The sequence below is a fragment of the Campylobacter sp. RM12637 genome, from assembly GCF_020137645.1.
GTDB lineage: Bacteria > Campylobacterota > Campylobacteria > Campylobacterales > Campylobacteraceae > Campylobacter_E.
Map to the genome: position 1 here is coordinate 32,378 of NZ_JACGAV010000006.1, position 25,733 is coordinate 58,110.

Sequence of the window (25,733 nt, forward strand, 5' to 3'; positions counted from 1 at the left end):
TTATTCTAGCAATTATTTTAAAGGATTGATTAATTAATTTGTTTTAAGTCGGTATTTTTAATATCTTAATTCAAATTCTTTAGAATTTCTTGAGTATAAATAGCATCATCAACACTTGCTAAAAGCCCTAAATCATTTGTCTTGATATAATTAATAAACTCATCTTGCTCTTTTGCTAGGCTTGAATGAGCTTGAAGTGTTATTGTAGTTTCATCTTTAATTAATTTTGAGTTTAAAAAGTCTAATTCATAGCTTGATACATTTGTATTTATAAAGGCTTTTCTAATCCTACTATTAAATTCCCAAGAAGCTAAAATATCAAGATTATTAGAATTTAGCTTAATTTGCGTGCAAGGATTATTTGTGCGATTTATTTTAAAACTAGCCTTTATCCCAAAGAAATTTGCTAAATCCAAATCATGCACACAAAGGTCTAAATCAACCCCAACATCACTAATTCTAGCTGGTTTTTTAGATGCTCTTATAAAACTTGCATATTTTATTTCTTCGTTTTTGATATGTTTTAAAAACTCAAGACTTACAGGGTTAAATCTCTCGCAAAAGCCAACTGCTACATTTACTCCGCTATTTTTAATAGCTAAAGCTTCATCAAGGCTAAATGATAATGGTTTTTCTATTAGAATAAAATTGATTTTATCTTTAATCTTAGAAAATACTTCATAATGATATTTAGTCGGAACAACTATTATCGCTCCATCAATATCATTTTTTAACAATTCATCTAAATTAGAAAAATACTTATCATCATCAATCCAATCAGGCTTAATTAAATCAAAGCAATATAAATTTATATCCTTTTTACAAAGTTCGGTGTAGTGGTTTTTACCCATTACACCAAGACCTATTAATGCTATATTCATTAAAAGCCTTCTTTATCTAAAGTATTATTTAATTCATTTAAAAGTGCGATTTTTTCCCACTGAGTATTCATATCAATTTCATTGCCTTCTTCTGTAGAGCTAAAACCACATTGGGTGCTAAACTCAATTTGTTTTGTATCTAAGAAATTAGCTGCTTCTTTTGCTCTTTTAATTAGAGTTTGAATACTTGGATTTTCCTTAGTTTTAGTAGTCAAAAGCCCAATTACTACTATTTGATTTTTAATATATTTTAATGGTTCAAAATCTCCTGACCTATCATCATCAAATTCTAAAAAGAATTTATTTATATTAAGATTTGCAAATAATTCGCTAGCAACCTTGCTATATCCACCACTAGCACTAAAATGGCTTCTATAATTACCCCTACATATATGTATTGCACTTGTGATTGTTTTTGGCATAGTTGCTAGGCTTTTGTTTAAATACTCTACATATTCTTTAGTGCAATCATCGGCGTTATAGTTATTTTTGATTAGATTTGCTCTAAAATCTTCATCACAAAACGAGCCAAAGCTAACATCATCAAGTTGTAAATAAACTCCGCCTAATTTTTCAAATTCTAAATAAAAATCAGCATAGGCTTTTAAAATATCTTCTTTTAATTTTGCATAATCTTTTTCGTAGTATTCAAATTCTACATTAAATCCACCACGGATAAATAACATATATAAAAGCATTGATGGGCTAGGAATTGTTAATTTTAAGCGATTTGTATCAATGCCTAATTCTTTTGCAATTTTTACTAAACTTGCAAAATCTTTTAAGAAAGGATGGTCTTTACACTCTATTTTATTAGTTATTTTAATACCTTCAGCTCTTGTTTCTATGCCTTTAAAAACATAGCCTTTTTCTTTAATAATTTTGCTAATTCCACTAAATCCCCAATAAAAATCTAAATGCCACCAAGAGCGTCTAAATTCTCCATCACTTAGATAATAAACATTGTTTTTATCACACTCAATTAGTAATTCTTTTATGCACTCATCTTCAATAGCTCTTAATTCGTCTTTACTGATTTTTGCGTTTGCATAATCACTTCTTGCAGCTTTTAATTTGGCTGGTCTTAAGAACGAACCTACTTGGTCTAATCTTCTCATTTATTCTCCTTTATTAAAAATTTCAATGATTTTTTCTTGGTCTAGTGTATCTAAAAATGCAGAAAATGGCAAAGATAAAATCTCATTCGTTACATTTTCGCATACTTTAAAATCACTTGCTTTATAATCTAAATATTTAAAGCAAGGTTGCGAATATAGTGCTATTGGATAATGAATTGCGGTTGGGATATTGTTTTCACTTAGTTTTTTTACTACTAAATCTCTATTTTTAACCCTTACGCTATATTGAGCCCAAACACTCTTATATCCTGATTTTACCTTAGGTGTAATGCAGTTTTTAAGGTTTTTTGTATAAATGTTAGCAATTTCGTTTCTTTTAGCAATTTCTTCATCAAAATATTTTAATTTTACATTTAAAATTGCAGCTTGTATGCTATCAAGTCTTGCATTTAAGCCTATTATTTCGTGTTTATATCTCATTTCGCTTCCGTGATTTATAAGTAATTTTACTTTTTTTGCTAATTCATCGCTATTTGTAAAGATAGCTCCACCATCTCCATAACATCCAAGTGGTTTTGAAGGGAAAAAACTTGTCGTGCTAATATCGGCAATATTACAAGAGATATTGCCTAAATCATCTTTTGCACCAAAGCTTTGAGCTGCATCTTCAATCAAGTATAAATTATGTTTTTTACATATATTTTTTATGGAATTTAAATCAGGCATTTGACCAAAAATTGAAACTGCCAAAATAGCCTTAGTCTTAGGTGTAATTAGGCTTTCAATTTTGCTTATATCAAGGTTATAATCTACTTCGCTTATATCAACAAAAACAGGTTTAGCTTTAATTAAAGCTATCATTTCAGAACTTGCAATGAAAGTAAAAGGAGTTGTAATTATCTCATCACCTTCTTTAATCCCTAAAGCTTTTAATGCTACATATAAAGCCGTAGTTCCGTTTGAGCAAGAATATGCGTATTTTGCTTTTGTATAATTTGCTAGATTGCTTTCAAGCAAAGCAACTTCATTACCACCTATAAAACTTGTATTATTTAATATATTTTGAATTCTTTCATCTATTTCGTTTTTATATTTTAAATATTGAGATTTTAAATCACAGAATGCTAACATTGATTATCCTTAAAAAATAAAAGGCTAATTGTATTTGCTTTCATTTAATACATAATTATTTAAGGCTTTATTGTAATCTTTATAATAAGCTTTTTTAAAATATAAATTTATAAAAATTATTTAAAATGATATTGAATGTGATAAAATAGGATATTTAAAAGCTTTTATTTATAAACAAGTAGCAAATACTCAAAAACTATAGCTAGTAATAAATCTATTTATTAATAAAATATTTGAATTATTAAATAATCTTATTTTATAGTATTTTATTATTATTGGAATTTAGGTGCTAGAGTTTTAAAAGTTAGTCTATATAAAAGGATAAAAATGAATGAATTAGAAAAGGTGCAAATTAGTTTGCCAATAATTTTAGATTTTGTATTCTATAGCGTATTAATGCTAGGAATTGGGTTTTATTTTTGGAAGAAAAATAAAACTTCAGAAGATTATTTTATAGGCGATAAAGGTATGGGTCCTATAGTATCAGCACTTAGTGCTGGAGCGTCTGATATGAGTGGTTGGCTTCTTATGGGATTACCAGGGGCTGTTTTATTATATGGCTTAGGTAAAACTTATATAGCAATAGGGCTTAGTGTTGGTGCTTTAATTAATTGGATGTTTGTTGCTAAAAGGCTTAGAATTTATACTGATGTTAGAAAAGATTGTATAACTATTCCTGATTATTTTGAGACTAGATTTAGCGATGATAGTCATACCTTAAGAATAATTTGTGCTATTGTGATTTTAATATTTTTTACTATTTATATATCTAGTGGTTTAGTAGCTGGTGGAAAGCTTTTTGAAGAATTATTTTCAGTTAAATACGAACAAGCAGTAATAACAGGAACTATATTAATAGTTGTTTATACTTTCGTTGGCGGATATAAGGCAGTTTGTTGGACTGATTTGATACAAGGCTTATTGATGATGGGAGCTTTAATTATTGTTCCATTGGTTATGATTAATGAAATAGGCGGATTTAGCGAAGCTATTAATATAATAATTAAGCTTGGAGAAGAAAGTCAAAAAGATTATATTTCTATGAGTAAAAATCTAACTTTAGTAGGGATAATTAGTTCTTTAGCTTGGGGACTTGGGTATTTTGGTCAGCCACACATAATAGTAAGGTTTATATCTATAAAAAGCACAAAAGACATTCCAATTGCTACTTTTGTAGGTATTTCTTGGATGGTAATTAGCTTAATTGGAGCTATTTTAATAGGATTTATTGGTATAGCTTATTTATATAAGTTTAATATAGACTTATTAGATAAGGATAGAATTTTTATAGTAACTAGCCAATTATTATTTAATCCTTGGATTTCTGGAATTTTATTAAGTGCGATTTTAGCAGCGATTATGAGTACGGCAAGTTCGCAATTATTAGTATCTAGCTCAACTTTAGCAGAAGATTTTTATAGAAAAATTTTTAATAAAGGTGCTCCTGCTAAGATAGTAATGAGAGTTTCAAGACTTAGTGTTTTGGTTGTTGCTATTGTTGCTTTTATAATTTCTGCTGATAAAAATACCAGTATTATTGATATTGTTGGATATGCTTGGGCTGGTTTTGGTGCTTCTTTTGGTAGTGTGATAATTTTTTCTTTATTTTGGAAAAATATGAGTAGATTAGGTGCGATTTTAGGTATGAGTTTTGGTGCTTTAGGAGTGATTTTGTGGGAACATATTGATTATTTTAATATTGCAAAAGAAGGTATATTTGAACTTTATTCAATAATACCAGGATTTTTACTAGCTTCAGTATTTATAATAATAGGCTCAATAATACAGCCAGTAAGACAAGGAACAAAAAAAGCTTATGATGATATGCTAACTAAATTAAAGCTCTAAAAATTAGAGCTTTATTATCTTTAGTTTAAAACCTTTTTGATATGATTTAAAAAATTTTCAAGGATATAAAAATGGATATAAGAAAAGAATTTTTAGAGTTTTTTGCTAGTAAAGGTCATGAAATTACCCCATCAAGCCCACTTGTGCCTGATGATGCGACTTTGCTTTTTGCAAATGCAGGAATGGTTCCTTTTAAGAGTATTTTTACAGGTGAAGTGCCAAGCCCAAATCCACCTAGAAAAACAAGCTGTCAAACTTGTATTCGTGCAGGTGGAAAGCACAATGACTTAGATAATGTTGGTTATACTGCAAGACATCATACATTTTTTGAAATGTTAGGAAATTTCTCTTTTGGTGATTATTTTAAAGAACAAGCTATTGCATATGCTTGGGAATTTGTAACTGAGGTTATAAAATTACCTAAAGATAGGCTCTATGTAACCGTTCATGAAAACGATGATGAAGCTTATAATATGTGGCAAAAACACATTGCAAAAGAACGCATTTATAAATTTGGAGATAAAGATAATTTCTGGCAAATGGGTGATACTGGCCCATGTGGTCCTTGTAGTGAGATTTTTTACGACCAAGGTGAAGAAAATTTTAAAAGCGATGAAGATTATATGGGTGGAGATGGAGATAGATTCCTTGAGATTTGGAATTTAGTTTTTATGCAGTTTGAAAAACACCCTGATGGAACTATGACAAAACTACCAAAACCTAGCATTGATACAGGTATGGGACTTGAGCGTGTAAGTGCTATTAAAGAAGGTAAATTTAGCAATTTTGATAGCTCATTATTTATGCCAATAATTGAAAAAATCGCAAGTTTAGCAAACCTAAAATATGAATATAAAAGTGGAGCAAGCTTTAGAGTAATTGCTGATCATATTCGTTCAGCTACATTTTTACTAGCTCAAGGCGTAACATTTGATAAAGAAGGTAGAGGATATGTCTTACGCCGTATTGTAAGAAGAGCTTTAAGACACGGATATTTACTAGGATTTAAAAGTGCATTTATGTATAAATTAGTAGATATTGTTTGTGAATTAATGGGAGAGCATTATACATATTTAAATGAGAAAAAATCTTTTGTAAAAGAGCAATTATTAAGCGAAGAAGAGAGATTTTTAAATACTATTGAAAATGGAATGAGTATTTTTAATGAAGAGCTTAAAAATACTAAAAATGTTTTTAGTGGAGAAGTTGCGTTTAAATTATATGATACTTATGGTTTTCCACTTGATTTAACTCTTGATATGTTAAGAGAAAAAAATCTTAAAATTGATGAAGACAAATTCAATGAACTAATGGCTAAGCAAAGAGAATTAGCTAAAGCAAATTGGAAAGGTAGTGGGGATAAAGCAACTCACGGAGATTTTAAAGAATTATTAGATAAATTTGGTGTAAATGAGTTCGTTGGATATGAAAATACTGAAATTAAAGCAAAATTATTAGCTGTTTTAGATGAAGAATTTAAAATTGGAATTAAAAGCAAAAAAGCTTGGCTAATGTTTGATAAAACTCCACTTTATGCAACAAGTGGTGGGCAAAATTACGATTTAGGTAGTATTTATAAAAATGATAAATTAGTTGCAAATGTGCTTGAAGTTGAGAAATTTTTTGATATTAATTTAGCTTTAGTTGAAATTGTAGGTGATTTTAATGTAAATGATGAATTATTAATCAAAATTGATACCGAAAGAAGAGCAGAAATCGCAAGACATCATAGTGCTACCCACTTGCTTCATTATGCATTAAGAAAGGTTTTAGGAGAAAATGCAACTCAAGCAGGTTCATTTGTAGATTTTAATAGAATTAGATTTGATTTTAATTTTACCCGTGCATTAAATGAAGATGAGCTAAAGCAAATTAGTGATATTGTAAATGATATGATTTATCAAGCTACAAATTCAAATATTCAAATAACTGATATTGAAAGTGCAAAAAAATGCGGTGCAATGGCGCTTTTTGATACAAAATATGGCGATAAAGTAAGGGTATTAACTTTAGGAGATAGCATTGAGCTTTGTGGCGGAACTCATGTTAGTAATACTTCAGTAATTGGCGATTTTATAATATTAAAAGAAAGTGGAGTAAGTGCTGGTGTTAGAAGAATTGAAGCAATAGCTAGTAAGGCTGCTAAAGAATACTCAAGGAATTTGATTGCGGAATTTGAAAATATCAAAAAAAGTCTAAAAACAAATGATATTTTAAAGAGTTTTGAGAATTTAAAAAATGAAATAAAAGAACTAAAAGAAGCTTTAAAAAATGGTGCTAATAATTTAAGTAGCGAGATTATTAACGGCGTTAATGTTTGCGTTAGTGAATATAACGGGCTTGATATTAAAGCTGGTATAGATGAGTTTAAAAATAAATTTGATAAAGCTGTTATTGTTTTAATTACTTGTAAAGACGATAAAGTAAGCATTGCGGTTGGCTCAAAAAATACTAGCGTTAAAGCAGGAAATTTAGCTAAGATTGTAGCTCAATTTTTAGGCGGAAATGGCGGCGGTAGAGATGATTTTGCTACTGCAGGTGCAAAAGATATTAGTAAAATCAACGAAGCTTTAGCTTTAGCAAAAGATGAAATCAAGAAGGTAATATGCTAGGGCTTGATAGCTTAGTTTTACCTTATATACATTTATTAGCCGGTATTTGCTTTATTGGTCTTCATTTAGGCATTAGAGCAAATGCTGGTTTTTATTTATGTGAAGATGAAGAGAATTTACAAAAAGCACTAAGGATATTAAAAAAGCAGCTTTATGCGTTTTTTGTTTTAATGGCTGTTATGGCTTTTAGTGCTATATATGTAATGATTAATAATAGTTCTGACCCATTGTTTAATACTTTAGCATCTACGCAATGGTCGCTTTATGCTTTTGCCACTTTAAATTTATTATATATTTATTATCAATTTATTTTATGTGAGAAAGAAAAAGAAAATAAATTATTAGTTTGTAATGAAAAAATAGCTTTAATTGTTTATTATTTTATCCCGTTAAATATTTTGATTTCTTGTATTGGTGTGCTATTTGCTTTACTCATTAGCACTATGATTTAAGGAGATTTTTTGAAATACATTATTTATTTTATAGCTGTTTGTGGAATTTTAGGCTGTGTTGTTTTAGGATATTTTTTAAATGTTGTTGAAAATAAAGATATTGATTATAAGGAATTTGATTTAGACCTTACAACTCAATTTTATGATAGAAATGGCACTTTACTTGCAAATGTTTTTAACGAAAATAGAGCTTATGCTAGATTTGAAGAAATTCCACCAAGACTAATTGAAGCATTAATTGCTATTGAAGATACGAGTTTTTTTGAACACGAAGGGATTAATATTGATGCTATTTTTAGAGCAATTATTAAAGATATTCAAAAAGGTCGCTTAGCAGAAGGTGCTTCAACTCTTACTCAACAACTTGTGAAAAATCATTATTTAACAAGTGAAAAAAGTATTAAAAGAAAAATAAATGAAGCAATAATTAGTTATGAAATTGAAAAAAATCTAACAAAAGAACAAATATTAGAAAGATATTTAAACTTTATATTTTTAGGGCATGGATATTATGGGATTAAAACAGCTGCTGCTGGGTATTTTCATAAGGAATTAAACGAACTTAGCCTTAAAGAAATGGCTATGCTAGTTGGCTTACCAAAAGCTCCTAGCACATATGATCCTACAAAAAGAATTGATTTATCGCTTTCAAGAGCTAATGCAGTTTTAAAAAGAATGTATGATTTAGGCTGGATTAGTGAAGCTGAATATAAACAAAATGTAGCTTTAAAACCAATTGTTTATGATGAGAGTTTAACTCAAAATAAAGCTCCTTATGTAATAGATGAAGCTATTAGACAATTACAAGCTATGGGAATTGAAGACATTAAAACAGGTGGTTATAGAGTTGAACTTAGTGTTGATTTGAATACTCAAAAAATAGCTGAAGAAGCTATTAAGTTTGGATATGATGAACTTATTAAAAGAGATAAAGATATAGATTTAAACCAAATCAATGGAGCTATGATAGTTACAGAGCCTAGTAGTGGGGATATTTTAGCTTTAGTTGGTGGGGTTGATTATTATAAAAGTAATTTTAATCGTGCTACTATGAGTAATCGTCAAGTGGGTTCAAGCTTTAAGCCATTTGTATATCTTACAGCTTTAAATCTTGGCTATTCACCTGCTAGCGAGATTGCTGATATTGCAAGAGTGTTTGAAACTCGTGATGCACAGGGTAAGAAAATGATTTGGAAGCCTAAAAACTATGGAAAAGATTTTAATGGTTTAATCACTCTTAAAGAAGCACTTACAAAAAGTAGAAACCTAGCTACAATTAACTTACTACTTGATACTAGCCTTAGTTTTGTTCATCAAACAATTACTAAATTTGGTTTTACAAATGTTCCACAAGATTTATCAATAGGATTAGGTTCTTTTGGGGTTAGTCCTTATAATTACGCTGAACTTTATAGCATTATTTCAAATTATGGAACAAAACAACCTATTAGATTGATTACAAAAGTTACTGATAAATTTGGTAATGAAATTGAGTTAAAAACCAAAGAAGCAGAAGAATTTGTAAAACCTGAACAAGCTTATTTAATGATTGATATGATGAAAAATGTTGTCGCAGCCGGAACTGGTGGTGCAGCAAGAATTGCAGGACTTGAAGTAGCTGGAAAAACAGGGACATCAAATAAAAGTATAGACGCTTGGTTTGTAGGTTTTACGCCTAGTATTCAAGTAATAACTTGGTATGGTAATGATAATAATAAGCCTATGAAATATTATGAAGGTGGTGCTAGAACGGCTGCTCCTGTATTTAGATATTTTATGCAAAAATATTTAGCAGAAAATCCAAATATTAAAAGAATTTTTGATATACCAAAAGGCGTTGAAAAAAGAGTAATTGATGGTAAAACTTGGTTTTATACAGATAAATCACCTTTACCAAAAGCAAGCAGAAATGATATATTAAAACAACAAGAAGAAGATGGATTAATGTTTTAATATTTAATTATTTTAGTTCCTATTTTAAATAATTTAAAATAGGAATTTAATTTTTAGACTTCAAATTATTAGCATATAACTTATAAAACATATCACTACATAACTAGAATAATTATTACTAATTTTAAATGTAATAATTTGCTTATAATATAAAAATCTTGAAATTAAAAGCTTTTAAATTTTAATTTTAAAATCTAAATTTCTAATTTAATTTCTATAATTTAGTGATTATAAATCTAGCAATTTTTGTATCATAAATTAGTAATATCTTTAATAATTGAGCTAATTTCTATAAAGCCATCAACTTCTCTTAAAAACAAATACTCATTTGAAGGTTGTTTTAGTGCTAAATAATTTTTACCTAAAATTTCATTGCAATATAAATAACTAGCAAAACTCCCACTCCCACAAGCGCTCTCATAAAATAAAGTCTTAATATCTCTTACCCAGACAATAGGCTCAAGGCAATCACCTTGTAAATACATAAAACCACTTGCTTTTTTGTCTAAAAAATCATTATCTTTTAAATATGAATATGCAAATTCTTTTAAATTAATTTTAGATAAATTTAATTTTTTCGTATAAATAATATGAAAAATATCTCCTAAATCTACATAATATATATCATCATCAAGCTTATTTAATTTATATTCATTTTTAAATCTTAAATAATAAAAATTATCATCTTTATATAGTTTTTTAATATTATTATCTTTTATAAAATCACTGCTACTAATACCGCATAAATAATCTTTATCATTTAGTTTAATTTTTGTAGTTTTTAAATTATTAGTATCTAAAAAATACTTTCCCGCACATCTTAAAGCATTAAAACAAATCTCTCCACCTGCCATTTTTAATTCATAATCTTGCACAAAGCCAACTTGTTCAACATCTTTATGCTTAGATAAAATCTCATTATTTATACTTTTAAAATCTAAGTTATTAATACCAATAACCAAAGCTGTAGTATTTCCCGCTGGATAATATAAATTATATTTATACATTTTTTACTCCTTTAATTTTCTTTATCTTAAACAAGCTTAGTTAAAATGGCGTAAGAGTATGGTGGATAATCGCTTTTAATTAAGAGGAAAGTCCGGGCTGCAATAAGATGAGGTTCCATCTAACAGATGGCTAGAGCAATCTAAGGGAAAGTGTAACAGAAAATAAACTTCCTAATTTTAGGTAAAGGTGAAACGGCGGGGTAAGAGCCCACCAGTGATTATGCGAGTAAAAGCAATTCAGCTTATAAACCCAACCTGCAGCAAGAAGGGGTGGTTTTTATCTTATATTTTAAACCCTTCGCTAGAGTGCTATTGTGAAATAGTAAGTAGATAAATGATTATCCAAGACAAAACCCGGCTTATAGCCATACTCTTTTAAGGATTAGGATGCAAATTAGAGTTTATTATGAAGATACTGATTGTATGGGGATTGTCTATCATACAAATTATTTAAAATATTGTGAAAGAGCTAGGAGCGAATGGTTTTTCGCTAATGAAGGAAAAGATTTATTAAAAGAAAATCCTTTTGCATTAAGAGAAATTAAGGCTATTTATAAAGCACCTGCTAAATTAGGAGATATTTTAGAAGTTAAAAATATTCTTGTAGGATTTGATAAATATTGTTTAGAATTAAAGCAAATAATTTATAAAGATGATAAAGCTATTTTTGAAGCTTTTATAAAATTAGTTCATATAAAAGATGGCAAACTATCTCCAATTAGTGAAGAAATAAAAAAATATTTGAGTAAATAATTTATATAAATTCTTTAAAATTTTCGTGATTAGCTAATATTAGTCTTTTATCATTTAAAGCTAGAAGTTTTTTACTAAAGCCGTTTTTACTAAAAAGTATAAAATAATCAGGCTCAAAACCCAAATATCTAGCCTTTTGAATGAGTTTTGAATACGAGCTAATACACATTTTTTTGCCATTAAATTTCACTTCGCCTAATAAAGATATTTCGTAATTATCATAAAAAATATCACATTCATAATCTTTGCCCCAAATACTCTTAATGCCTTTTATATTAAATTTCTTCTCGCACCACTCACAAGCGATTTGTTCGTAAATAAACGACTGATATTCATAAAATTTATCATTAATTAATCTTAAGGCTAGTTCTTTATCTTTTAAAATGATTTTTTCCATTGCCTTTAAAAAATAAAAATAAAATCTAGTGTAATTAGAATTAAAAATAACTTTATTTTGTGGATAAAATCTCTTAAAACTCAATAAATCATTATTTAATTCAAGTCTTAAAAAACCACGATTAATCAACGAGTGAAAGCTCTTTCTAGCTTTAAATCTCGAGCCGTATTTATTGATAGAAAACTCCAAGCGAGATTTTTTAGCGTAGTGAATTAGTGCCTTGCATTCACTTTCATTTATTTCAAATTCGTAAGGATTATATGTATTTACTAGCTCGTGTATATAATAATTAATATCATTTAAACTAGGTTTAAAACTCTTATCTCCAAACACAGAATAAAAGTCTAACGCTTCATCTAAATAAAAATGCGGATATCTTTTAATAAAGTCTAAAAATTCTATAACTACCCCTTAATTTTTTTGTGCTAATTTTACTTTAATTATTTTTACAAAGGGCAAAAATGCAAATTAGTGAGCTAAAAAGCGACATAATTTTAGATGAAAATACAAAATATTTTGATTACACAGCAAGTGCTTTAGCACTAAAATCAATTGAATTAAAAATGCAAAATATTTTAAAAACATACGCCAACACTCATTCAGATAGTGCAAAAAATTCAAAAATAACAAGTAAATACTATAAAGACGCAAAAAGCTATATCAAAAAAAGCTTAGGATTAAATTCTAATTATAGCTTGATTGCTTGTGGGAGTGGCTCAACTGCGGCTATTAAAAAATTTCAAGAATTATTAGGAATATATGTTCCACCGCTTATTAAACAGCGTTATTTTAATGATATTGCTAAAAATACTTTGCCTTTAGTAATTGTTAGTGCGATTGAACACCATTCAAATGAGCTTAGTTTTAAAGAAGGTTTATGCGAGTGCATTAGGCTAAATCATAGGGATTTTAATAGTGATTTATACGAGCTTGAAAGAATTTGCAAAAAGAACGCTAATAGAAAAATAATAATGAGTTTTAATGCCGTTAGCAATATCACAGGAGTTAGAGCAAACCTTACAAAAATCAGCGAAATTGCGAAAAAATATAAAGCGATTTTAGCAATTGATGCAAGTTCGGCTATACCTTATGAAAATATTGAAATTCCGTTTGATGCTTTGTTTTTTTCAGGACATAAAATGCTAGGTGGAGTTGGCACGAGTGGATTTTTAGCTATTAAAAATGAGCTTATTGGCAAAATTCCTACATTTGCAGCTGGTGGGACGGTTGGCTATGTTAGTAGGAGTAATTATGAGTTTTTAGACGATGCTGAAAGCCTTGAAGAGGGTGGAACCCCTGCGATTTTACAAGTTATTAAAAGTGAATTGGCTTTTAGACTTAGAGATGAAATAGGGCTTGGAGTGATTAAAGAAAAGGAAAATATCTTAAAAGAATATTTTTTAAACGCTATTAAAAAAGTGCAATTTAAATACAAAATCACACTATACGCTGCAAATATTAAGGATAGATTGCCTATATTTTCACTAAATTCTACAGGCGTTAGTCCTTATGATTTAGCTAGGGTTTTAAGTGATGATTATGGGATAGAAACTCGTGCTGGGTGTGCTTGTGCTGGTCCTTATGCACATGATTTATTAAATTATGTGGATAATCAAAATTTCAATGCTAAGCCTGGATTTTTAAGAATAAGTTTGCATTATACTCACGAATTAAGCGATATTGATTATTTGATTAACGCACTTTGCAAAAGCATAGAAAAGCTAAATAAGAATTTAAAATAAGGAAAATAATATGAGTAGAATGATTATGAATTTAAAAGGACTTGGTGCTTTAAGTATTCCAAGAGTGTTTTTTAATATGCAATTAATTTCAAAATTAAATGCTTTAAAAAAGCTAAAAAATTATGAGATTTTACATATAAAAAATAGATTGAATTATTACAATAAAATTAATGATTTTTTTGAGCTAAAAAAGATAGAAAATGTAGAGCATTCTAAATTAGGCGAAAATTTATTAAAAAATACTTCATATTCTTTTGATTTTTACAAGGTTAGCAAATATTTTCATAAAGATTTAAAGATAAATAAATTCTTTTATGATTGTTCTAGTGAGTTTTTAAATACCATAACAAAATCAAGACCAATTGATAGTAAAAATGTGATTTTAAAGCTTGATAGCAGAAGACATTTTTGTTTTTTAAATGATAAAAATGATTTTAAAGATAAAGTGGATTTGGCTGTTTTTAGGGGTGCTTGTGTTCAACAAAATAGAATAGATTTTATTAATAAATTTAAAGATTGTAAAAGATTAAATCTAGGTAATGTAAATAAGAAAAATGGGGGGGGGTATTTAAGCAAGGAAGAGCAGCTTAAATATAAATTTATAATCTCTCTTGAAGGCTGGGATGTTGCTACAAATCTTAAATGGATAATGAGTTCAAATTCTATCGCAATTACTCCAAGATTAAAATATGAAACTTGGTTTATGGAAGGAAAATTAATTCCTAACGAGCATTTTTTATTAATTCAAGATGATTTTAGCGATATTTTAGATGTAATGGATAATGCTTTAACTAATGATAAATTAGTAAAAAATATTATTAAAAATCAAAATGAATATATACAACAATTTTTAAATCCTAATATAGAAGAGTTGCTTGGTATTTTGGTTTTAGCGAAGTATTTTTATTATTCAAATCAAGTGAAATTAGATAATTTTGTAATTGAATTATTTGATTGAATTTAAAATATATAAATTTTATTTTAAACTTTATTAATATTTAATATGAATTAAAGTAAAAATATTTTAATATTTATTAAATATTTTTAAAGGAGAGTTTATGAAAAAAATTGTATTTTTAGGTGCTGGGTATGCAAATTTAAGTCTAATTAAAAAGATTAAAAAGAAAAATCTAAGAAAAGCAGAATTTATACTAATAAACAATAATTCTTATCATTATAAAACGACAGAATTACACAAAATAGCAGCAAGAGAAAGCGAAAAAGACATAGTAATAAATCTAAAAAGCATACTGCCTAAAGATATAACTTTAATTTGTGATAATGTAAAAAGTATTGAAAATGGCAAAGTTATTTGCGAGAATGCAAATTATGATTATGATGAGCTTTATGTTGGGCTTGGTGCGAGTGTAAATACCTTTGGCATTGATGGACTTGATGAATGCTTAAATATTATAAATTATAAAAACGCTTTAAAAACTGCTGAAACACTTTATAAAAATCTTGAGCTTTATGAGAATAAAAATGTAATTATTTGTGGTGCGGGGCTTAGCGGAGTAGAGCTTTGTGGCTCAATCGCTACAACTTGCAAAAATCTAGGAATTAGCATTAATTTATATTTGGTTGAAGCAATGGATGAGATTTTGCCTGTTTATACTAAAGATTTAGCTAAAAAAGCTAGAAATTATTTAGAAAATCTAGGCGTAAAAGTTCTAAGCTCTCATAAAATAATCAAAAAAGTTGATGATAAATTATTCTTAAACGATGAAAATAATTATATAAAAGCAAAAACTATAATTTTTACAGCTGGCATTAAGGGTAGTGAAGTAATTGCAAATAGTGGCTTTAATCACAAAAATAATAGAGTTTTAGTGAATGAGTATTTAATGGCACCTAATTTTGATAATTGCTATGTTTTAGGAGATTTAGCGATTGTTTCAAATTTCGCACCTACTGCACAAATTGCTTGTAAGCAAGGAAAATACCTAGCAAAAAGACTAAATGCAAGACTTGAAGGAATTGAGTTTAACGAACCTTTTAAATACAATGATAAAGGTAGCATTTGTTCGGTTGGAAAAGACTATGCAATAGGCGTTATTTTAGGTAAAACTTATAGTGGTTTTATGGCAAAAAGTCTTAAAAAATTAACCGAAATAGAATGGAGTGAAACTCTAAAGTAAAACATTAAAACAATTTTAAGAATTTGAAATTCTCATTTCAAATTCTTAAATCTCAAAATCTCTTTTATGCTATTTATTACATAATTTATCTCATCATTATTAATTACATAAGGTGGCATAAAATAAATCGTATTGCCAAGTGGTCTTAAAAGTAACCCATATTCAAGTGCTTTTAGATACACTTCAAGCCCAAATCTAGGATTAAAATGCTCTATATCAAATGCAAATACCATTCCTTGATGCCTAACATTTCGCACACTTTTAAATTCAGCAAATCCTTGCCAAAGTGAGTTTATATACTCGCTTTTAATTTTATTTTGATTTATAACATTATCTTTAGTAAATATATCTAAAGTTGCATTCGCAGCAGCACAAGCAAGTGCATTTCCTGTATAGCTATGTGAATGCAAAAATGCCTTGTATTCGTTATATGGAGCATAAAATTCATTATAAATTTCATCATTTGTAATTACTACACTAATTGGCAAATACCCACCGCTAAGCCCTTTGCTAAGGCATAAAAAATCAGGCACAATTTCACACTGCTCTAAAGCAAACATAGTCCCGCTTCTTCCAAATCCAACGGCAATTTCATCAAAAATTATATCAATATCATAAGATTTTGCTAACCAACAAGCCTTTTTAATAAACTTAGCTGAATACATATTCATTGAACCTGCACACTGAATTAAAGGCTCAAGTATAAAGGCATTTATGTTTTTATGCTCTTTTTCAAGTAATTTTTCAAGCTCTTTTAATTCATTTTCATAATCTAGCCCACTTGGTGCAGGAGTGTTTAAGCATTCAAGCAAAAGTGGTTTATAAGTCTTTTTATAAAGCTCAACATCGCTTACGCTTAGTGCAGCTATCGTTTCTCCGTGATATGAATTACTAAGTGATAAAAATTTGTTTTTTAATTTTCCTTGCAAAAGATTTTTATGAAAACTCATCTTAAGTGCTACTTCAACAGCACTTGAGCCATTATCAGCATAAAAGCATTTATTAAGCTTAGTTGGTAGTAAATCAGTAAGTCTTTTTGATAATCTTATAATGCTTTCGTGAGAAAATCCAGCCATTATGATATGCTCTAAAGTGTTTAATTGCTCGTAAATTTTACTATTTATATAATCATTGCTATGTCCGAAAAGATTTACCCACCAAGAGCTAACGCAATCAATATATGATTTATCATTAAAATCATATAAATACACACCTTTTGCCCTTTTTATAGGGATTAATGGCACAAATTCGTGCTCTTTCATTTGCGTGCAAGGGTGCCAAATATGTGCTAAATCAAGTTTTACTAATTCTTCTTGCATTTATAACTCCTTTATAAATTTTAATTAAAATTATTATAAAGGATAAAAATGCAAAACTTATTAAATGAATTAAAAAAAGAAAATAATTTTAGAGAACTAAAAAGATTTAAAAATGATGGTAAATTTGTGATTTTCAATGATAAAAGACTGCTTAATTTTGCTAGTAATGATTATTTAGGAATTGCAAGTAGCGGTGAACTTGAACGAGAGTTTTTAAAAAATCATTTTGCACTTAGCTCAAGCGCTAGTAGAAGTCTTGGTGGCGGTGGAGATGAATACTTTTTGTTTGAAGAATACTTATCGTCTTTATATAAAAATGAAGCGCTTTTATTTAGCAGTGGGTTTTTGCTAAATTATAGTTGTTTAAGTGCTTTAGCTACTTTAAAAAATACGCTTTTTTTAGCTGATAAAAAAGTTCATGCAAGTATCATTGATGGCATAAAGCATTCTAATTTTAAACGCTTTAAACACAATGATATAAATGATTTAGAAAAATTATTGCAAACGAATTTAAATTATGAAAAAATCATAATAATTTGCGAGAGTTTATATAGTATGGACGCAGATTTTGCACCACTTGATAAGCTTTTAGAACTTAAGAAAAAATATAAAAACATTATGCTTTATGTTGATGAAGCACATAGTGTTGGCTCACTCGGCATTAATGGGCTTGGACTTGGATACTTAAAAGACATTGATTTTTTAGTTCTTACATTTGGTAAAAGCATTGCTAGTATGGGTGCTGCGATGATTTGCTCAAAAGAAGCAAAAGATTTTTTTATAAACAAGGCTAGGGGGCTAATTTATTCAACCGCTTTACCGCCTATTAATGTAGCTTATTCGCATTTTGTGTTTTCAAAATTAGCTAATTTTGATAAATTAAGAGAGCATTTGCAAAATCTTAGCTCATATTTAAATGAATTGCTAAAAGATAAAATAAAGGGCGTTAGTTATATAAAAATGATAGTTTTAGGAGATAATGAAAAAGCTAATTTTTACTCGGCAAAACTTATGCAAAAAGGCTTTTTTGCTCCAAGTATAAAAACTCCAACCGTAGCTATTAAAGATACAGGAATAAGACTATCAATAAATGCTAGTATGGATTTTAGCGATTTAGATAATTTTGCTAAGGCTTTTTATGAAATTTGAGTTTTTACATAAAAATAATTCTAGTGATTTGGTGCTGTTTTTTGGTGGTTTTGGCTTTTTACCGAGTGCTTATAATTTAGCTTCTAAAAATGATGTTTTAATGGTTTATGATTATTTGGAATTTGATTTAGGATTTTTAGAGATTTGTAAAACTTATAAAAACATTAAACTAATCGCTTTTTCAATGGGTGTTATGGTATCTTGTAAGTGTGATTTAAGTTCGCTTAATATTGTGCAAAAAATAGCGATAAATGGCACTATAAAAGGTATTGATGATGAGTTTGGAATTAGCGAAAAGCTTTTTAAAATTACGGCTAAAAGATTTGATAAAGAAAGCTTTTTAAATAATTGTGGCGGGATAAATAAGGCATTTAATCAAAATCCTAAAGATGAGCTTTTAAGTATTATAGAAATTTCTAAAAAGCCTTGTATTTGGCAAGATTATGATTTGGCATACTCATCAAATGATGATAAAATTTTCCCACAAAATGCACTTTTAAAAAGCTTTAAAAATATTAATAAAATCAATGCTTCTCATTTTTGCTTTGATGAGTTTTTAAGTTGGGATGAAATATGAAAAGTTTTTTAAGAGCAAAAGATACTTATTTTAAAAATGCTATCGTGCAAAATGATATGAGAGAAGTTTTGCTTAGCGAAATAAATGGGCGTTTTGATAGGGTGCTTGAGCTTGGCTCAAATAGGGGTGAGTTTAGTAAAATGGTAGCTAAAAAGATAGAATTTAGTGAGTTTTATTGCGTGGATATTAATGATTTTAGCTGTGATTATGGCAAGGAATTTATTTTCGTAAAGCACGATTTAAGAGATTTTGAAAACTCATTTTTAGCTAAAATGGATTTTGATTTAGTCATTTCAAATGCGTGTTTTCAGTGGCTTGATTTAGCAAAATTAATAAATGAAATTTCTAAATCAAATTCTAAGCTAATTTTTAGCACTTTTGGAGTGAATAATCTTTGGCAAATTAAAGAACATTTTGGCGTAGGGCTTGAGTATTTAAATATTGATGAAATAGAGCGGATTTTAAAGCTGTATTATAAAAATATAAAGATTTTTGAGAAAGATTATGAGCTAAATTTTAGCTCAAGTATTGAGCTTTTTAGGCATTTAAAGCTTAGTGGGGTAAATGCCTTTAGCGGGGTATTTTTAGGTAAAAATGATTTAAAAATCTTTAATGATAAATATCACAATACCTTAAACTACCACGCCATTTTCGTTAGTGCTAGCAAATGATTTACTCAAGTTCTAAATTCATTTAGTTTTGAGTTTAATTTTTCTGTAATATTGCTAAGATGATTTGCTGCCCCTGCTATTTCTTCTACGCTTCTTGCGTTTTCGTGAGTTATTTTATTGATATTATTAACTCCTGATAATATATCATCCATAACCTTGCTAGTGATTATATAATCATCTACGGTTTGATTTGAAATTCCTATTACATTATTCATAGCTTCATTCATATCGTTCATAGTTTTTTGAGTATTATCAGCTAATTTTGTCAGTTCCCCAATGCTTTTTGCATTTAGGCTCATTTGACCACTTGCATCTTCTATACCTTGTGTTATAACACTTATTGTTGCGTTTATTTCTACTAATGAATGCTGGGTTCTTTCTGCTAATTTTCTTACTTCATCAGCTACTACGGCAAACCCACGCCCATGCTCTCCTGCTCTTGCTGCTTCAATTGCAGCATTTAATGCAAGTAGATTAGTCTGGTCTGCTACATCATTTATCATTTCTAAAATAGATTTAACATTATCAGCATCTTGACTAAGTCTTACTATCTTATCTGATACTTCAGCTTCTAAATTCGCACTTTGCATAATTTTTGTATTTAATTCTGAAATAGATTTATTTACATCATTTATATATTTTAGAGCATTTACTAATTGGTTTTTGCCATCTTCTGCAGCTTTAACTCCGATTGCTAGAGTAGAGTTTGCACTATCTCCTTTATTAGCTACATCTCTTACTATCACAGAGCTTTGCTCAACACTTTGACCTGTATTTAAAGAACTTTGAGAAAGCTCATTTGCCACACTAGCATTTTCGCTACTTATATTTTTAGCATCTACTATTAATAATCTAACTTTTTCTATAAAATCATTAATGGCTTTACTTGTTGCTGCTATTTCATCTTTACCATTTATAGGAAGTTTTTGAGTTAAATCTCCATCTCCACTACTTAATTCAGTAGCTCTACTTGTAAGATAATTAAGTGGTTTAGAGATTTGAAATAATACAAAAAATATCAATATCGCAAGTATTATTATCCCAATAATCACTGCGTATGTTATGAATTTAATTCCAAATTCATTTATGTGAGAGTTCATATCGTCGTTGATTTTTTGTATTTCTTTCATTCCTTCATCTAAATCCACGGTGCAAGCATAGATAATTCCCATACCTATATCTTTTTGAGCGTATATTAATACATTTCTTTCTTTGTTAATCATAGAATCAAAAAACTTAGTTTTAACATATCCACCATCTGGGTTTGCTGATGATTTGATTAAATCTTGAATAAAGTATTTTCCATAAATATCTTTGTCATTTATATGATTTTTACCAACTCTTGCTTGAACATAATGAACTAGGTAGGTTCCATCTTCATCCATTGCGAAAAAATTCACTAATTTATTATGTAAATCCATATTGCTTAAGTATTTTATGGTGTTATTGTATGATACTTCTTTACTAATGCCTTTACTTTTTAAATCTAAATATAACTGGTCTGTCATATGATTTACACTATATACAACGCTTTGAGCAGTTTTTAAAGCATCGTCTAAGACTAATTTTTCAATAGATACATCAGTATCATCACTAATTGATTTCATCGCACTATTTGATAAATAAATCATACTAGAGCATAAAATCACTAAAGACACAGCAATTATAATTGCTAATTTTTGAGATATTTTCATTCTCATTCTCCTATTGATAATAATTTCTAAATTAAGCTCCGTATATTAGCATAAAATTTACTTTTTATTCTTAAGCCTTTAAATATCTATCTAGCAATGCTTTAATATGTGTCAATGGGGGGGGGTATCTTAAGTTGTAACAAATAAAATAAATATTAATTTAATAGTATTTTGAATTTTTTAAAAAAAATATAAAAATTTTTATATAAATTATTTATGGAATTTGGATTTAAAATTCAAATTCCATAAAATTTTTAACAACTCTTAGCTACTTCATAGCCACTTTTTAAGATGAGTTCTACATCTTTATGTTTTTCTTCGCCTTTTGTAGTTAGATAATCTCCTAGCACGATAGCGTTTATCCCTGCTTCAAACATAGCTTTAAAATCATCTTTAAATGCAAATTCTCTACCACCTGCAGCCATTAGTCTTGTATTTGGTAGTTTTTCTTTTGCAAGTTTTATTATATTAATAGCTTCTTCTTTGGTGATTTCTTTAGCCTTGATTTTTAAAGCTTCATTTTTTATATAAAAATTAATTGGACTTGTGTGCGGCTTTAAAGTCGCAAGAGCATCAAGTAATTCAGCTCTTTGCTCATCGCTTTCGCCTAAGCCAAAAATCCCACCACAACAAATGCCAAGTCCAGCATTTATAGCGTTTTGATTAGTTTCATATCTTTCTTCATAAGTATGAGTAGTACAGATATTTTTAAAATTGCTTTTGGCAGTTTCTAGGTTGTGATTATAACTATCTATTCCATGCTCTTTTAAAAATACCAAATCCTTATAACTAGCTCTTCCATTGCAGCCAATTAGGTGTAAATGTAAGCTGCTTTCTTTAATAGCACTTGCTGCTCTTGCAATAAAATCTAGCTTTTTACTATCAATTCCACGACCAGAAGTAACAAGGCAAAATCCTAAAGCACCAGCTTCACTAGCTATTTTTGCTTCGTTTAAAATAGTATTAATATCCTTATAATCATATACATTAATATTTGTATTATAATGCTTACTTTGGGTGCAATATGCACAATCTTCGCTACAATTTCCACTTTTTACATTGCAAATTGAACATAAAAATATTTCTTTCATTTTATATCCTTTACTTGTTAAAATACAATTTATTCTAACTAAAAAGGATAAAAATGTATATATGTGGCATTCATACTGACGCTGGTAAAACTCATTTATGTGTTGCTTTGTGTAAAGCTTTTAATTATTCTTATTTTAAAATAGTTCAAGCAGGTTGTAATAAAGATAGCGATATTTTAAAGCGTTTTGTAAAGAATGTAAAAGTTCATAAAGAAGGGATATTTTTAAATACTCCTGCATCACCACACATAGCAAAAAAGCTTGATAATATTGAATATTCTATAAATGATTTAATCTTGCCTATTGATGATAAAATGATTATTGAATTAGCTGGGGGTCTTTTTTGTCCTATTGATGATAATTTAACTATGATTGATTTTATGAAAAAACATAAGCGTAAAGTGATTTTAGCTGCTAGGAATTATTTGGGTATGATAAATCATACGATTTTAAGCATAAAAGCATTGCAAGATAATGGTTTTGATATTGTTTGTGTTGTGATGATTGGCGAGATTGATACTAGACTTGATGAGTTTATTTATAATTATACGGGCGTAAATATAGCTCATTTAGAGTATTTTGATGAGTTTAACATAGATGAAAAGATACAAGAATTTAAAAATGAAATTGAAAAATATTTAAGGAGTTAGTTTTGGAAATAATTTATGTGATTTTGGCTATTTTGTTTTTAGTAATTATTATGGTTATTTTTACTTATAATTCTTTAATAGCAAGAAGAAATGATGTAAAAAATACTTATTCAAGTATTGATGTTGAACTTCAACAAAGATATGATTTAATACCTAATTTAATAGCTTCTATAAAAGCTTATTTTGAATACGAAAAAGATACTTTAGAAAATATTGTAAAACTTAGAGAAAATGCTATGTATTCAAATAATACTAAAGAAAAATTTGCTTTAAATAACGAACTAAGTAAAGCTTTAGGGAATTTAAATATCAAACTTGAAAATTACCCTGATTTAAAGGCAAACTCAAGTGTTAATAATCTTTTAAGTGCTTTAAAAGATTGTGAAGAGCAAATTAGTGCTGCTAGAAGAGCTTATAATTCAGCAGTTACAAGTTATAACAATTATTGCGAGAGTTTTCCAAATAATTTAATAGCTAATGCTTTTAATTTTATAAAAGCTGATTTTTATGAAGTAAAAGATGAAATTAAAAGCAATCCTAATGTAAAAGATTTATTTAAATGATTAAAACATTAAAACTTATTTTTATAGTTTTAGTTGTTTTTGCATTTTATAAATTATGTTTAGCAATAGATGATTATTATATTAGTAAGGATATGAATTTAATTCATTTTAGTCATTTTTTATATTTAATGGTATCTTTAATATTACTTGCTTTATTAATTTATACTCTTAATCTTTTTTTATATGTATTGCCGTTTTTTTATAAACATAATTTCGTTTTGATTGAAGATAAGGAAAAATATAAAGATACATTAATAGCTTCTGATAGGGCTTATATTTTTAATGCTTATAGAAAAAATGGTTTAGATATTTTGTTTTGTTCTTTTTTAAAAGTTGATAGTATAGGTATGTTTGATGTTAAGATTAAGTATTTAAGCATTGATTTTTTTGGAACTTATATAAGGGTTAAGAAGAAAATTCATAATAATTTTGGTATTTTTGCTAATAGGAGATTGCTATTTTTATATTTTAATAATGGAATTTTATTTAATCAAAAGATTAGTTATTTGAGTGATAATGTAGAATTTAATAAAAAATTTATTTTATATCCTAGCGATATGGTTAAGGATTTTAAATTTTTAAATCCTAAAAAATTAAGAAATATCGTAACAGCTGCAAAATATATAAATCATAGATTTAGTGTGATTTATGGCGATGAATATTTAGAAATTTATATTCATAATTTTTTATTTTCTTCTAATATTGAGAATGAATTTAAAAGTGTTTTAAGAATTATAAAAGAATTTAATGAGGCAAAATGATAGAGTTTTTAAAAGTTTTTAGAATAATTTGTATTGTGTGTTTGGCAATATATTTAATTTGGGGTATTGCTAGGCAATTTCAAAATATTTATATAATGTTTATTTTGATAGTATTTATTATAATTTCATCATTTTTTATTAGCTATATTCAGTATAAAAATATAATCAAACCATTTTTTATTAGCAATAATTTTAATGAAATATCAAATATAAGCGATATTAAAAAAGGCATAATAAATAGTGAAAGTTTAAATATAGAATTTGCTTATAATAAAGATGATTTAGATATTTTAAAGGTTAATATTAAAAACACTTACTACACACAAAAAGATAAAAAAAGAGAAAAAGATATTTTTAAAGGAATTTATATTCGTAAAAAAAATATAAAAATGAAAGATTTTATAATAGCTAGTAATAGCGATATTAAGGATATTTTAGGAGTTAAAGAGCCTTTAATTTTACTTGATAATGTAGATTTTAATAAATATTTTAAATTGTATTCTAATAATAATTTAGAAGTTTTTAAATTCTTAAATCCTAAGAAATTAGATATTATTAGTAATAATGCAAAACTTATTAATCACAAAATAAGTCTTTTTTATAAAGATAATTATTTGCATATTTATATTCATAATTTTTCTTTTAGTGAAAATATTGAAAAAGAATTTAAAAGCATAATAAATATTGTTAATGAGTTTTAAAAAATGTGAGAATTTGAAACACGAAATTAAAAGTATATGCTATTATAAGTTATAATTTTATTTTTGTTATATTTATAACATTAAAATTGTCAGAATTTTATATCAGGAGAGAAAATGAAAAGAGAAGAAATAAAAGAATTAATAGATATGTTTGCTCAAGCAAATATAGGCAAAATCAAAATCAAAGAAGGCGATTTTGAAATTAGCTTAGAAAAGCAAGGGACGGTTGTTGAATGCGCACCAATTCCTGCAGTAATGCCACAAAGTGCTCCAGCACCAATCAATGTAAATGTAGTAAATGAAGCACAACCTGCTAAAAACACTCATCCAGCAATTACAAGCCCAATGGTAGGAACATTTTATCAAGCACCAAGTCCAGGGGCAGCTAGTTTCGTAAAAGTTGGTCAAACAGTGAGAAAAGGCGATACAATTTGCATTATTGAAGCTATGAAAATTATGAATGAAATTGAAGCTGAATTTGATTGCAAAATCGTAAGCGCTTTAGTAGAAGATGGACAACCTGTGGAGTATGGAACAGAATTATTTGCAGTTGAAAAACTATAA

Annotated in this window: 24 protein-coding genes, 1 other RNA gene and 1 pseudogene; 17 read left to right on the plus strand and 9 right to left on the minus strand. The window is 27.7% G+C overall.

The genetic code is table 11. From position 1 onward, the window contains the following. Positions 1 to 65 precede the first annotated feature (65 nt). From AVBRAN12637_RS04520 to AVBRAN12637_RS04530, 3 genes are read right to left on the minus strand one after another with little or no spacing between them, the layout of a single operon-like run. Positions 66 to 881: a Gfo/Idh/MocA family protein gene (locus tag AVBRAN12637_RS04520; RefSeq protein WP_336612387.1), complete on the minus strand. Its 816-nt coding sequence runs from the start codon at positions 879 to 881 to the stop codon at positions 66 to 68. Then, the gene (locus tag AVBRAN12637_RS04525) at positions 881 to 1,999 is read right to left on the minus strand and encodes a 5-methyltetrahydropteroyltriglutamate--homocysteine S-methyltransferase (protein ID WP_336615409.1); all 1,119 of its coding nucleotides are present in this window, start codon (positions 1,997 to 1,999) and stop codon (positions 881 to 883) included. The genes AVBRAN12637_RS04520 and AVBRAN12637_RS04525 overlap by 1 nt, the downstream gene beginning before the upstream one ends. Then, positions 2,000 to 3,091: a DegT/DnrJ/EryC1/StrS family aminotransferase gene (locus AVBRAN12637_RS04530; RefSeq protein WP_336615410.1), complete on the minus strand. Its 1,092-nt coding sequence runs from the start codon at positions 3,089 to 3,091 to the stop codon at positions 2,000 to 2,002. A 327-nt stretch (positions 3,092 to 3,418) separates the two neighbouring features. On the opposite strand from AVBRAN12637_RS04530, the gene putP reads away from it, so the two are divergent. The 4 genes from putP to AVBRAN12637_RS04550 all read left to right on the plus strand — a co-directional run bounded on the left by putP (position 3,419) and on the right by AVBRAN12637_RS04550 (position 9,956). Then, complete coding sequence (gene putP / locus AVBRAN12637_RS04535; RefSeq protein WP_214117121.1) at positions 3,419 to 4,939, plus strand: sodium/proline symporter PutP; 1,521 nt, start codon at positions 3,419 to 3,421, stop codon at positions 4,937 to 4,939. Between the two features lie 71 nt (positions 4,940 to 5,010). Then, positions 5,011 to 7,551: an alanine--tRNA ligase gene (gene alaS, locus AVBRAN12637_RS04540; protein ID WP_336615411.1), complete on the plus strand. Its 2,541-nt coding sequence runs from the start codon at positions 5,011 to 5,013 to the stop codon at positions 7,549 to 7,551. After that, on the plus strand, positions 7,545 to 8,003 hold the full coding sequence (locus AVBRAN12637_RS04545; protein ID WP_214117112.1) for a hypothetical protein: 459 nt from the start codon (positions 7,545 to 7,547) through the stop codon (positions 8,001 to 8,003). The genes alaS and AVBRAN12637_RS04545 overlap by 7 nt, the downstream gene beginning before the upstream one ends. 9 nt (positions 8,004 to 8,012) lie before the next feature. Next, positions 8,013 to 9,956, plus strand: a complete 1,944-nt coding sequence (locus AVBRAN12637_RS04550) for a transglycosylase domain-containing protein (protein WP_442862430.1) — start codon at positions 8,013 to 8,015, stop codon at positions 9,954 to 9,956. Positions 9,957 to 10,207: 251 nt separating this feature from the next. Here AVBRAN12637_RS04550 and AVBRAN12637_RS04555 read toward each other — a convergent pair whose 3' ends face one another. Then, positions 10,208 to 10,963 carry a hypothetical protein gene (locus AVBRAN12637_RS04555; protein WP_336615412.1) on the minus strand — a complete coding sequence of 252 codons (756 nt, stop codon included), beginning with the start codon at positions 10,961 to 10,963 and terminating at the stop codon, positions 10,208 to 10,210. A gap of 53 nt (positions 10,964 to 11,016) precedes the next feature. On the opposite strand from AVBRAN12637_RS04555, the gene rnpB reads away from it, so the two are divergent. Continuing rightward, an RNA gene (gene rnpB, locus AVBRAN12637_RS04560) (RNase P RNA component class A) lies at positions 11,017 to 11,341 on the plus strand. 9 nt (positions 11,342 to 11,350) lie between these two features. Beyond that, entirely contained in the window at positions 11,351 to 11,716 is a 366-nt protein-coding gene (locus tag AVBRAN12637_RS04565; protein ID WP_336613846.1) for a YbgC/FadM family acyl-CoA thioesterase, read from the plus strand. Position 11,717: 1 nt separating this feature from the next. Here AVBRAN12637_RS04565 and AVBRAN12637_RS04570 read toward each other — a convergent pair whose 3' ends face one another. Continuing rightward, positions 11,718 to 12,446, minus strand: a complete 729-nt coding sequence (locus AVBRAN12637_RS04570) for an ATP-binding protein (RefSeq protein WP_336615413.1) — start codon at positions 12,444 to 12,446, stop codon at positions 11,718 to 11,720. 128 nt (positions 12,447 to 12,574) lie between these two features. On the opposite strand from AVBRAN12637_RS04570, the gene AVBRAN12637_RS04575 reads away from it, so the two are divergent. The 3 genes from AVBRAN12637_RS04575 to AVBRAN12637_RS04585 all read left to right on the plus strand — a co-directional run bounded on the left by AVBRAN12637_RS04575 (position 12,575) and on the right by AVBRAN12637_RS04585 (position 15,993). After that, the gene (locus AVBRAN12637_RS04575; RefSeq protein ID WP_214117095.1) at positions 12,575 to 13,855 is read left to right on the plus strand and encodes an aminotransferase class V-fold PLP-dependent enzyme; all 1,281 of its coding nucleotides are present in this window, start codon (positions 12,575 to 12,577) and stop codon (positions 13,853 to 13,855) included. A gap of 10 nt (positions 13,856 to 13,865) precedes the next feature. Then, positions 13,866 to 14,813, plus strand: coding sequence for a glycosyl transferase family 90 (locus AVBRAN12637_RS04580; protein ID WP_336615414.1), 948 nt, complete (start codon positions 13,866 to 13,868; stop codon positions 14,811 to 14,813). A 100-nt stretch (positions 14,814 to 14,913) separates the two neighbouring features. Beyond that, positions 14,914 to 15,993 carry an NAD(P)/FAD-dependent oxidoreductase gene (locus AVBRAN12637_RS04585; RefSeq protein WP_336615415.1) on the plus strand — a complete coding sequence of 360 codons (1,080 nt, stop codon included), beginning with the start codon at positions 14,914 to 14,916 and terminating at the stop codon, positions 15,991 to 15,993. A 32-nt stretch (positions 15,994 to 16,025) separates the two neighbouring features. On the opposite strand, the gene AVBRAN12637_RS04590 is transcribed toward AVBRAN12637_RS04585, so the two are convergent. Beyond that, positions 16,026 to 17,312 (minus strand): adenosylmethionine--8-amino-7-oxononanoate transaminase, encoded by a 1,287-nt coding sequence (locus AVBRAN12637_RS04590; RefSeq protein WP_336615416.1) that lies wholly within the window; start codon positions 17,310 to 17,312, stop codon positions 16,026 to 16,028. A gap of 48 nt (positions 17,313 to 17,360) precedes the next feature. On the opposite strand from AVBRAN12637_RS04590, the gene AVBRAN12637_RS04595 reads away from it, so the two are divergent. Genes AVBRAN12637_RS04595 through AVBRAN12637_RS04605 form a run of 3 tightly spaced genes read left to right on the plus strand, consistent with a single transcriptional unit; the run spans position 17,361 to position 19,709 of the window. Next, positions 17,361 to 18,461, plus strand: coding sequence for an aminotransferase class I/II-fold pyridoxal phosphate-dependent enzyme (locus AVBRAN12637_RS04595; RefSeq protein ID WP_336614661.1), 1,101 nt, complete (start codon positions 17,361 to 17,363; stop codon positions 18,459 to 18,461). Continuing rightward, positions 18,451 to 19,038, plus strand: a complete 588-nt coding sequence (locus AVBRAN12637_RS04600) for a pimeloyl-ACP methyl esterase BioG family protein (RefSeq protein WP_336608807.1) — start codon at positions 18,451 to 18,453, stop codon at positions 19,036 to 19,038. Before AVBRAN12637_RS04595 ends, AVBRAN12637_RS04600 begins: the two co-directional genes overlap by 11 nt. Continuing rightward, positions 19,035 to 19,709, plus strand: a complete 675-nt coding sequence (locus tag AVBRAN12637_RS04605; RefSeq protein ID WP_336615417.1) for an SAM-dependent methyltransferase — start codon at positions 19,035 to 19,037, stop codon at positions 19,707 to 19,709. The genes AVBRAN12637_RS04600 and AVBRAN12637_RS04605 overlap by 4 nt, the downstream gene beginning before the upstream one ends. Before the next feature lie 5 nt (positions 19,710 to 19,714). Here AVBRAN12637_RS04605 and AVBRAN12637_RS09805 read toward each other — a convergent pair whose 3' ends face one another. The 3 genes and pseudogenes from AVBRAN12637_RS09805 to AVBRAN12637_RS04615 all read right to left on the minus strand — a co-directional run bounded on the left by AVBRAN12637_RS09805 (position 19,715) and on the right by AVBRAN12637_RS04615 (position 22,494). Further along, entirely contained in the window at positions 19,715 to 20,515 is an 801-nt protein-coding gene (locus AVBRAN12637_RS09805; RefSeq protein WP_442862431.1) for a methyl-accepting chemotaxis protein, read from the minus strand. Between the two features lie 57 nt (positions 20,516 to 20,572). Continuing rightward, a pseudogene (locus tag AVBRAN12637_RS09810) lies at positions 20,573 to 21,409 on the minus strand (cache domain-containing protein); the annotation flags it as partial. 248 nt (positions 21,410 to 21,657) lie between these two features. Beyond that, positions 21,658 to 22,494, minus strand: coding sequence for a biotin synthase (locus AVBRAN12637_RS04615; protein WP_336615418.1), 837 nt, complete (start codon positions 22,492 to 22,494; stop codon positions 21,658 to 21,660). A 53-nt stretch (positions 22,495 to 22,547) separates the two neighbouring features. Here AVBRAN12637_RS04615 and bioD point away from each other — a divergent pair, with 53 nt between their 5' ends. The 5 genes from bioD to accB all read left to right on the plus strand — a co-directional run bounded on the left by bioD (position 22,548) and on the right by accB (position 25,733). Then, positions 22,548 to 23,144 carry an ATP-dependent dethiobiotin synthetase BioD gene (gene bioD / locus AVBRAN12637_RS04620; protein ID WP_250325688.1) on the plus strand — a complete coding sequence of 199 codons (597 nt, stop codon included), beginning with the start codon at positions 22,548 to 22,550 and terminating at the stop codon, positions 23,142 to 23,144. Positions 23,145 to 23,146: 2 nt separating this feature from the next. Then, entirely contained in the window at positions 23,147 to 23,707 is a 561-nt protein-coding gene (locus AVBRAN12637_RS04625) for a LemA family protein (protein WP_250325842.1), read from the plus strand. Beyond that, positions 23,704 to 24,468, plus strand: coding sequence for a DUF3137 domain-containing protein (locus AVBRAN12637_RS04630; protein ID WP_336607842.1), 765 nt, complete (start codon positions 23,704 to 23,706; stop codon positions 24,466 to 24,468). The genes AVBRAN12637_RS04625 and AVBRAN12637_RS04630 overlap by 4 nt, the downstream gene beginning before the upstream one ends. Continuing rightward, positions 24,465 to 25,169, plus strand: coding sequence for a DUF3137 domain-containing protein (locus AVBRAN12637_RS04635; protein ID WP_336615419.1), 705 nt, complete (start codon positions 24,465 to 24,467; stop codon positions 25,167 to 25,169). Before AVBRAN12637_RS04630 ends, AVBRAN12637_RS04635 begins: the two co-directional genes overlap by 4 nt. A 114-nt stretch (positions 25,170 to 25,283) precedes the next feature. After that, positions 25,284 to 25,733 (plus strand): acetyl-CoA carboxylase biotin carboxyl carrier protein, encoded by a 450-nt coding sequence (accB, locus tag AVBRAN12637_RS04640; protein ID WP_214118793.1) that lies wholly within the window; start codon positions 25,284 to 25,286, stop codon positions 25,731 to 25,733.

What these genes read in the sequence shown, in the direction of transcription:
- AVBRAN12637_RS04520 (WP_336612387.1), bottom strand. Translation starts at nt 881, where the DNA reads ATGAATATAGCATTAATAGGTCTTGGTGTAATGGGTAAAAACCACTAC.
- AVBRAN12637_RS04525 (WP_336615409.1), bottom strand. Translation starts at nt 1,999, where the DNA reads ATGAGAAGATTAGACCAAGTAGGTTCGTTCTTAAGACCAGCCAAATTA.
- AVBRAN12637_RS04530 (WP_336615410.1), bottom strand. Translation starts at nt 3,091, where the DNA reads ATGTTAGCATTCTGTGATTTAAAATCTCAATATTTAAAATATAAAAAC.
- putP (WP_214117121.1), top strand. Translation starts at nt 3,419, where the DNA reads ATGAATGAATTAGAAAAGGTGCAAATTAGTTTGCCAATAATTTTAGAT.
- alaS (WP_336615411.1), top strand. Translation starts at nt 5,011, where the DNA reads ATGGATATAAGAAAAGAATTTTTAGAGTTTTTTGCTAGTAAAGGTCAT.
- AVBRAN12637_RS04545 (WP_214117112.1), top strand. Translation starts at nt 7,545, where the DNA reads ATGCTAGGGCTTGATAGCTTAGTTTTACCTTATATACATTTATTAGCC.
- AVBRAN12637_RS04555 (WP_336615412.1), bottom strand. Translation starts at nt 10,963, where the DNA reads ATGTATAAATATAATTTATATTATCCAGCGGGAAATACTACAGCTTTG.
- AVBRAN12637_RS04565 (WP_336613846.1), top strand. Translation starts at nt 11,351, where the DNA reads ATGCAAATTAGAGTTTATTATGAAGATACTGATTGTATGGGGATTGTC.
- AVBRAN12637_RS04575 (WP_214117095.1), top strand. Translation starts at nt 12,575, where the DNA reads ATGCAAATTAGTGAGCTAAAAAGCGACATAATTTTAGATGAAAATACA.
- AVBRAN12637_RS04580 (WP_336615414.1), top strand. Translation starts at nt 13,866, where the DNA reads ATGAGTAGAATGATTATGAATTTAAAAGGACTTGGTGCTTTAAGTATT.
- AVBRAN12637_RS04585 (WP_336615415.1), top strand. Translation starts at nt 14,914, where the DNA reads ATGAAAAAAATTGTATTTTTAGGTGCTGGGTATGCAAATTTAAGTCTA.
- AVBRAN12637_RS04590 (WP_336615416.1), bottom strand. Translation starts at nt 17,312, where the DNA reads ATGCAAGAAGAATTAGTAAAACTTGATTTAGCACATATTTGGCACCCT.
- AVBRAN12637_RS04595 (WP_336614661.1), top strand. Translation starts at nt 17,361, where the DNA reads ATGCAAAACTTATTAAATGAATTAAAAAAAGAAAATAATTTTAGAGAA.
- AVBRAN12637_RS04600 (WP_336608807.1), top strand. Translation starts at nt 18,451, where the DNA reads ATGAAATTTGAGTTTTTACATAAAAATAATTCTAGTGATTTGGTGCTG.
- AVBRAN12637_RS04605 (WP_336615417.1), top strand. Translation starts at nt 19,035, where the DNA reads ATGAAAAGTTTTTTAAGAGCAAAAGATACTTATTTTAAAAATGCTATC.
- AVBRAN12637_RS04615 (WP_336615418.1), bottom strand. Translation starts at nt 22,494, where the DNA reads ATGAAAGAAATATTTTTATGTTCAATTTGCAATGTAAAAAGTGGAAAT.
- bioD (WP_250325688.1), top strand. Translation starts at nt 22,548, where the DNA reads ATGTATATATGTGGCATTCATACTGACGCTGGTAAAACTCATTTATGT.
- AVBRAN12637_RS04630 (WP_336607842.1), top strand. Translation starts at nt 23,704, where the DNA reads ATGATTAAAACATTAAAACTTATTTTTATAGTTTTAGTTGTTTTTGCA.
- AVBRAN12637_RS04635 (WP_336615419.1), top strand. Translation starts at nt 24,465, where the DNA reads ATGATAGAGTTTTTAAAAGTTTTTAGAATAATTTGTATTGTGTGTTTG.
- accB (WP_214118793.1), top strand. Translation starts at nt 25,284, where the DNA reads ATGAAAAGAGAAGAAATAAAAGAATTAATAGATATGTTTGCTCAAGCA.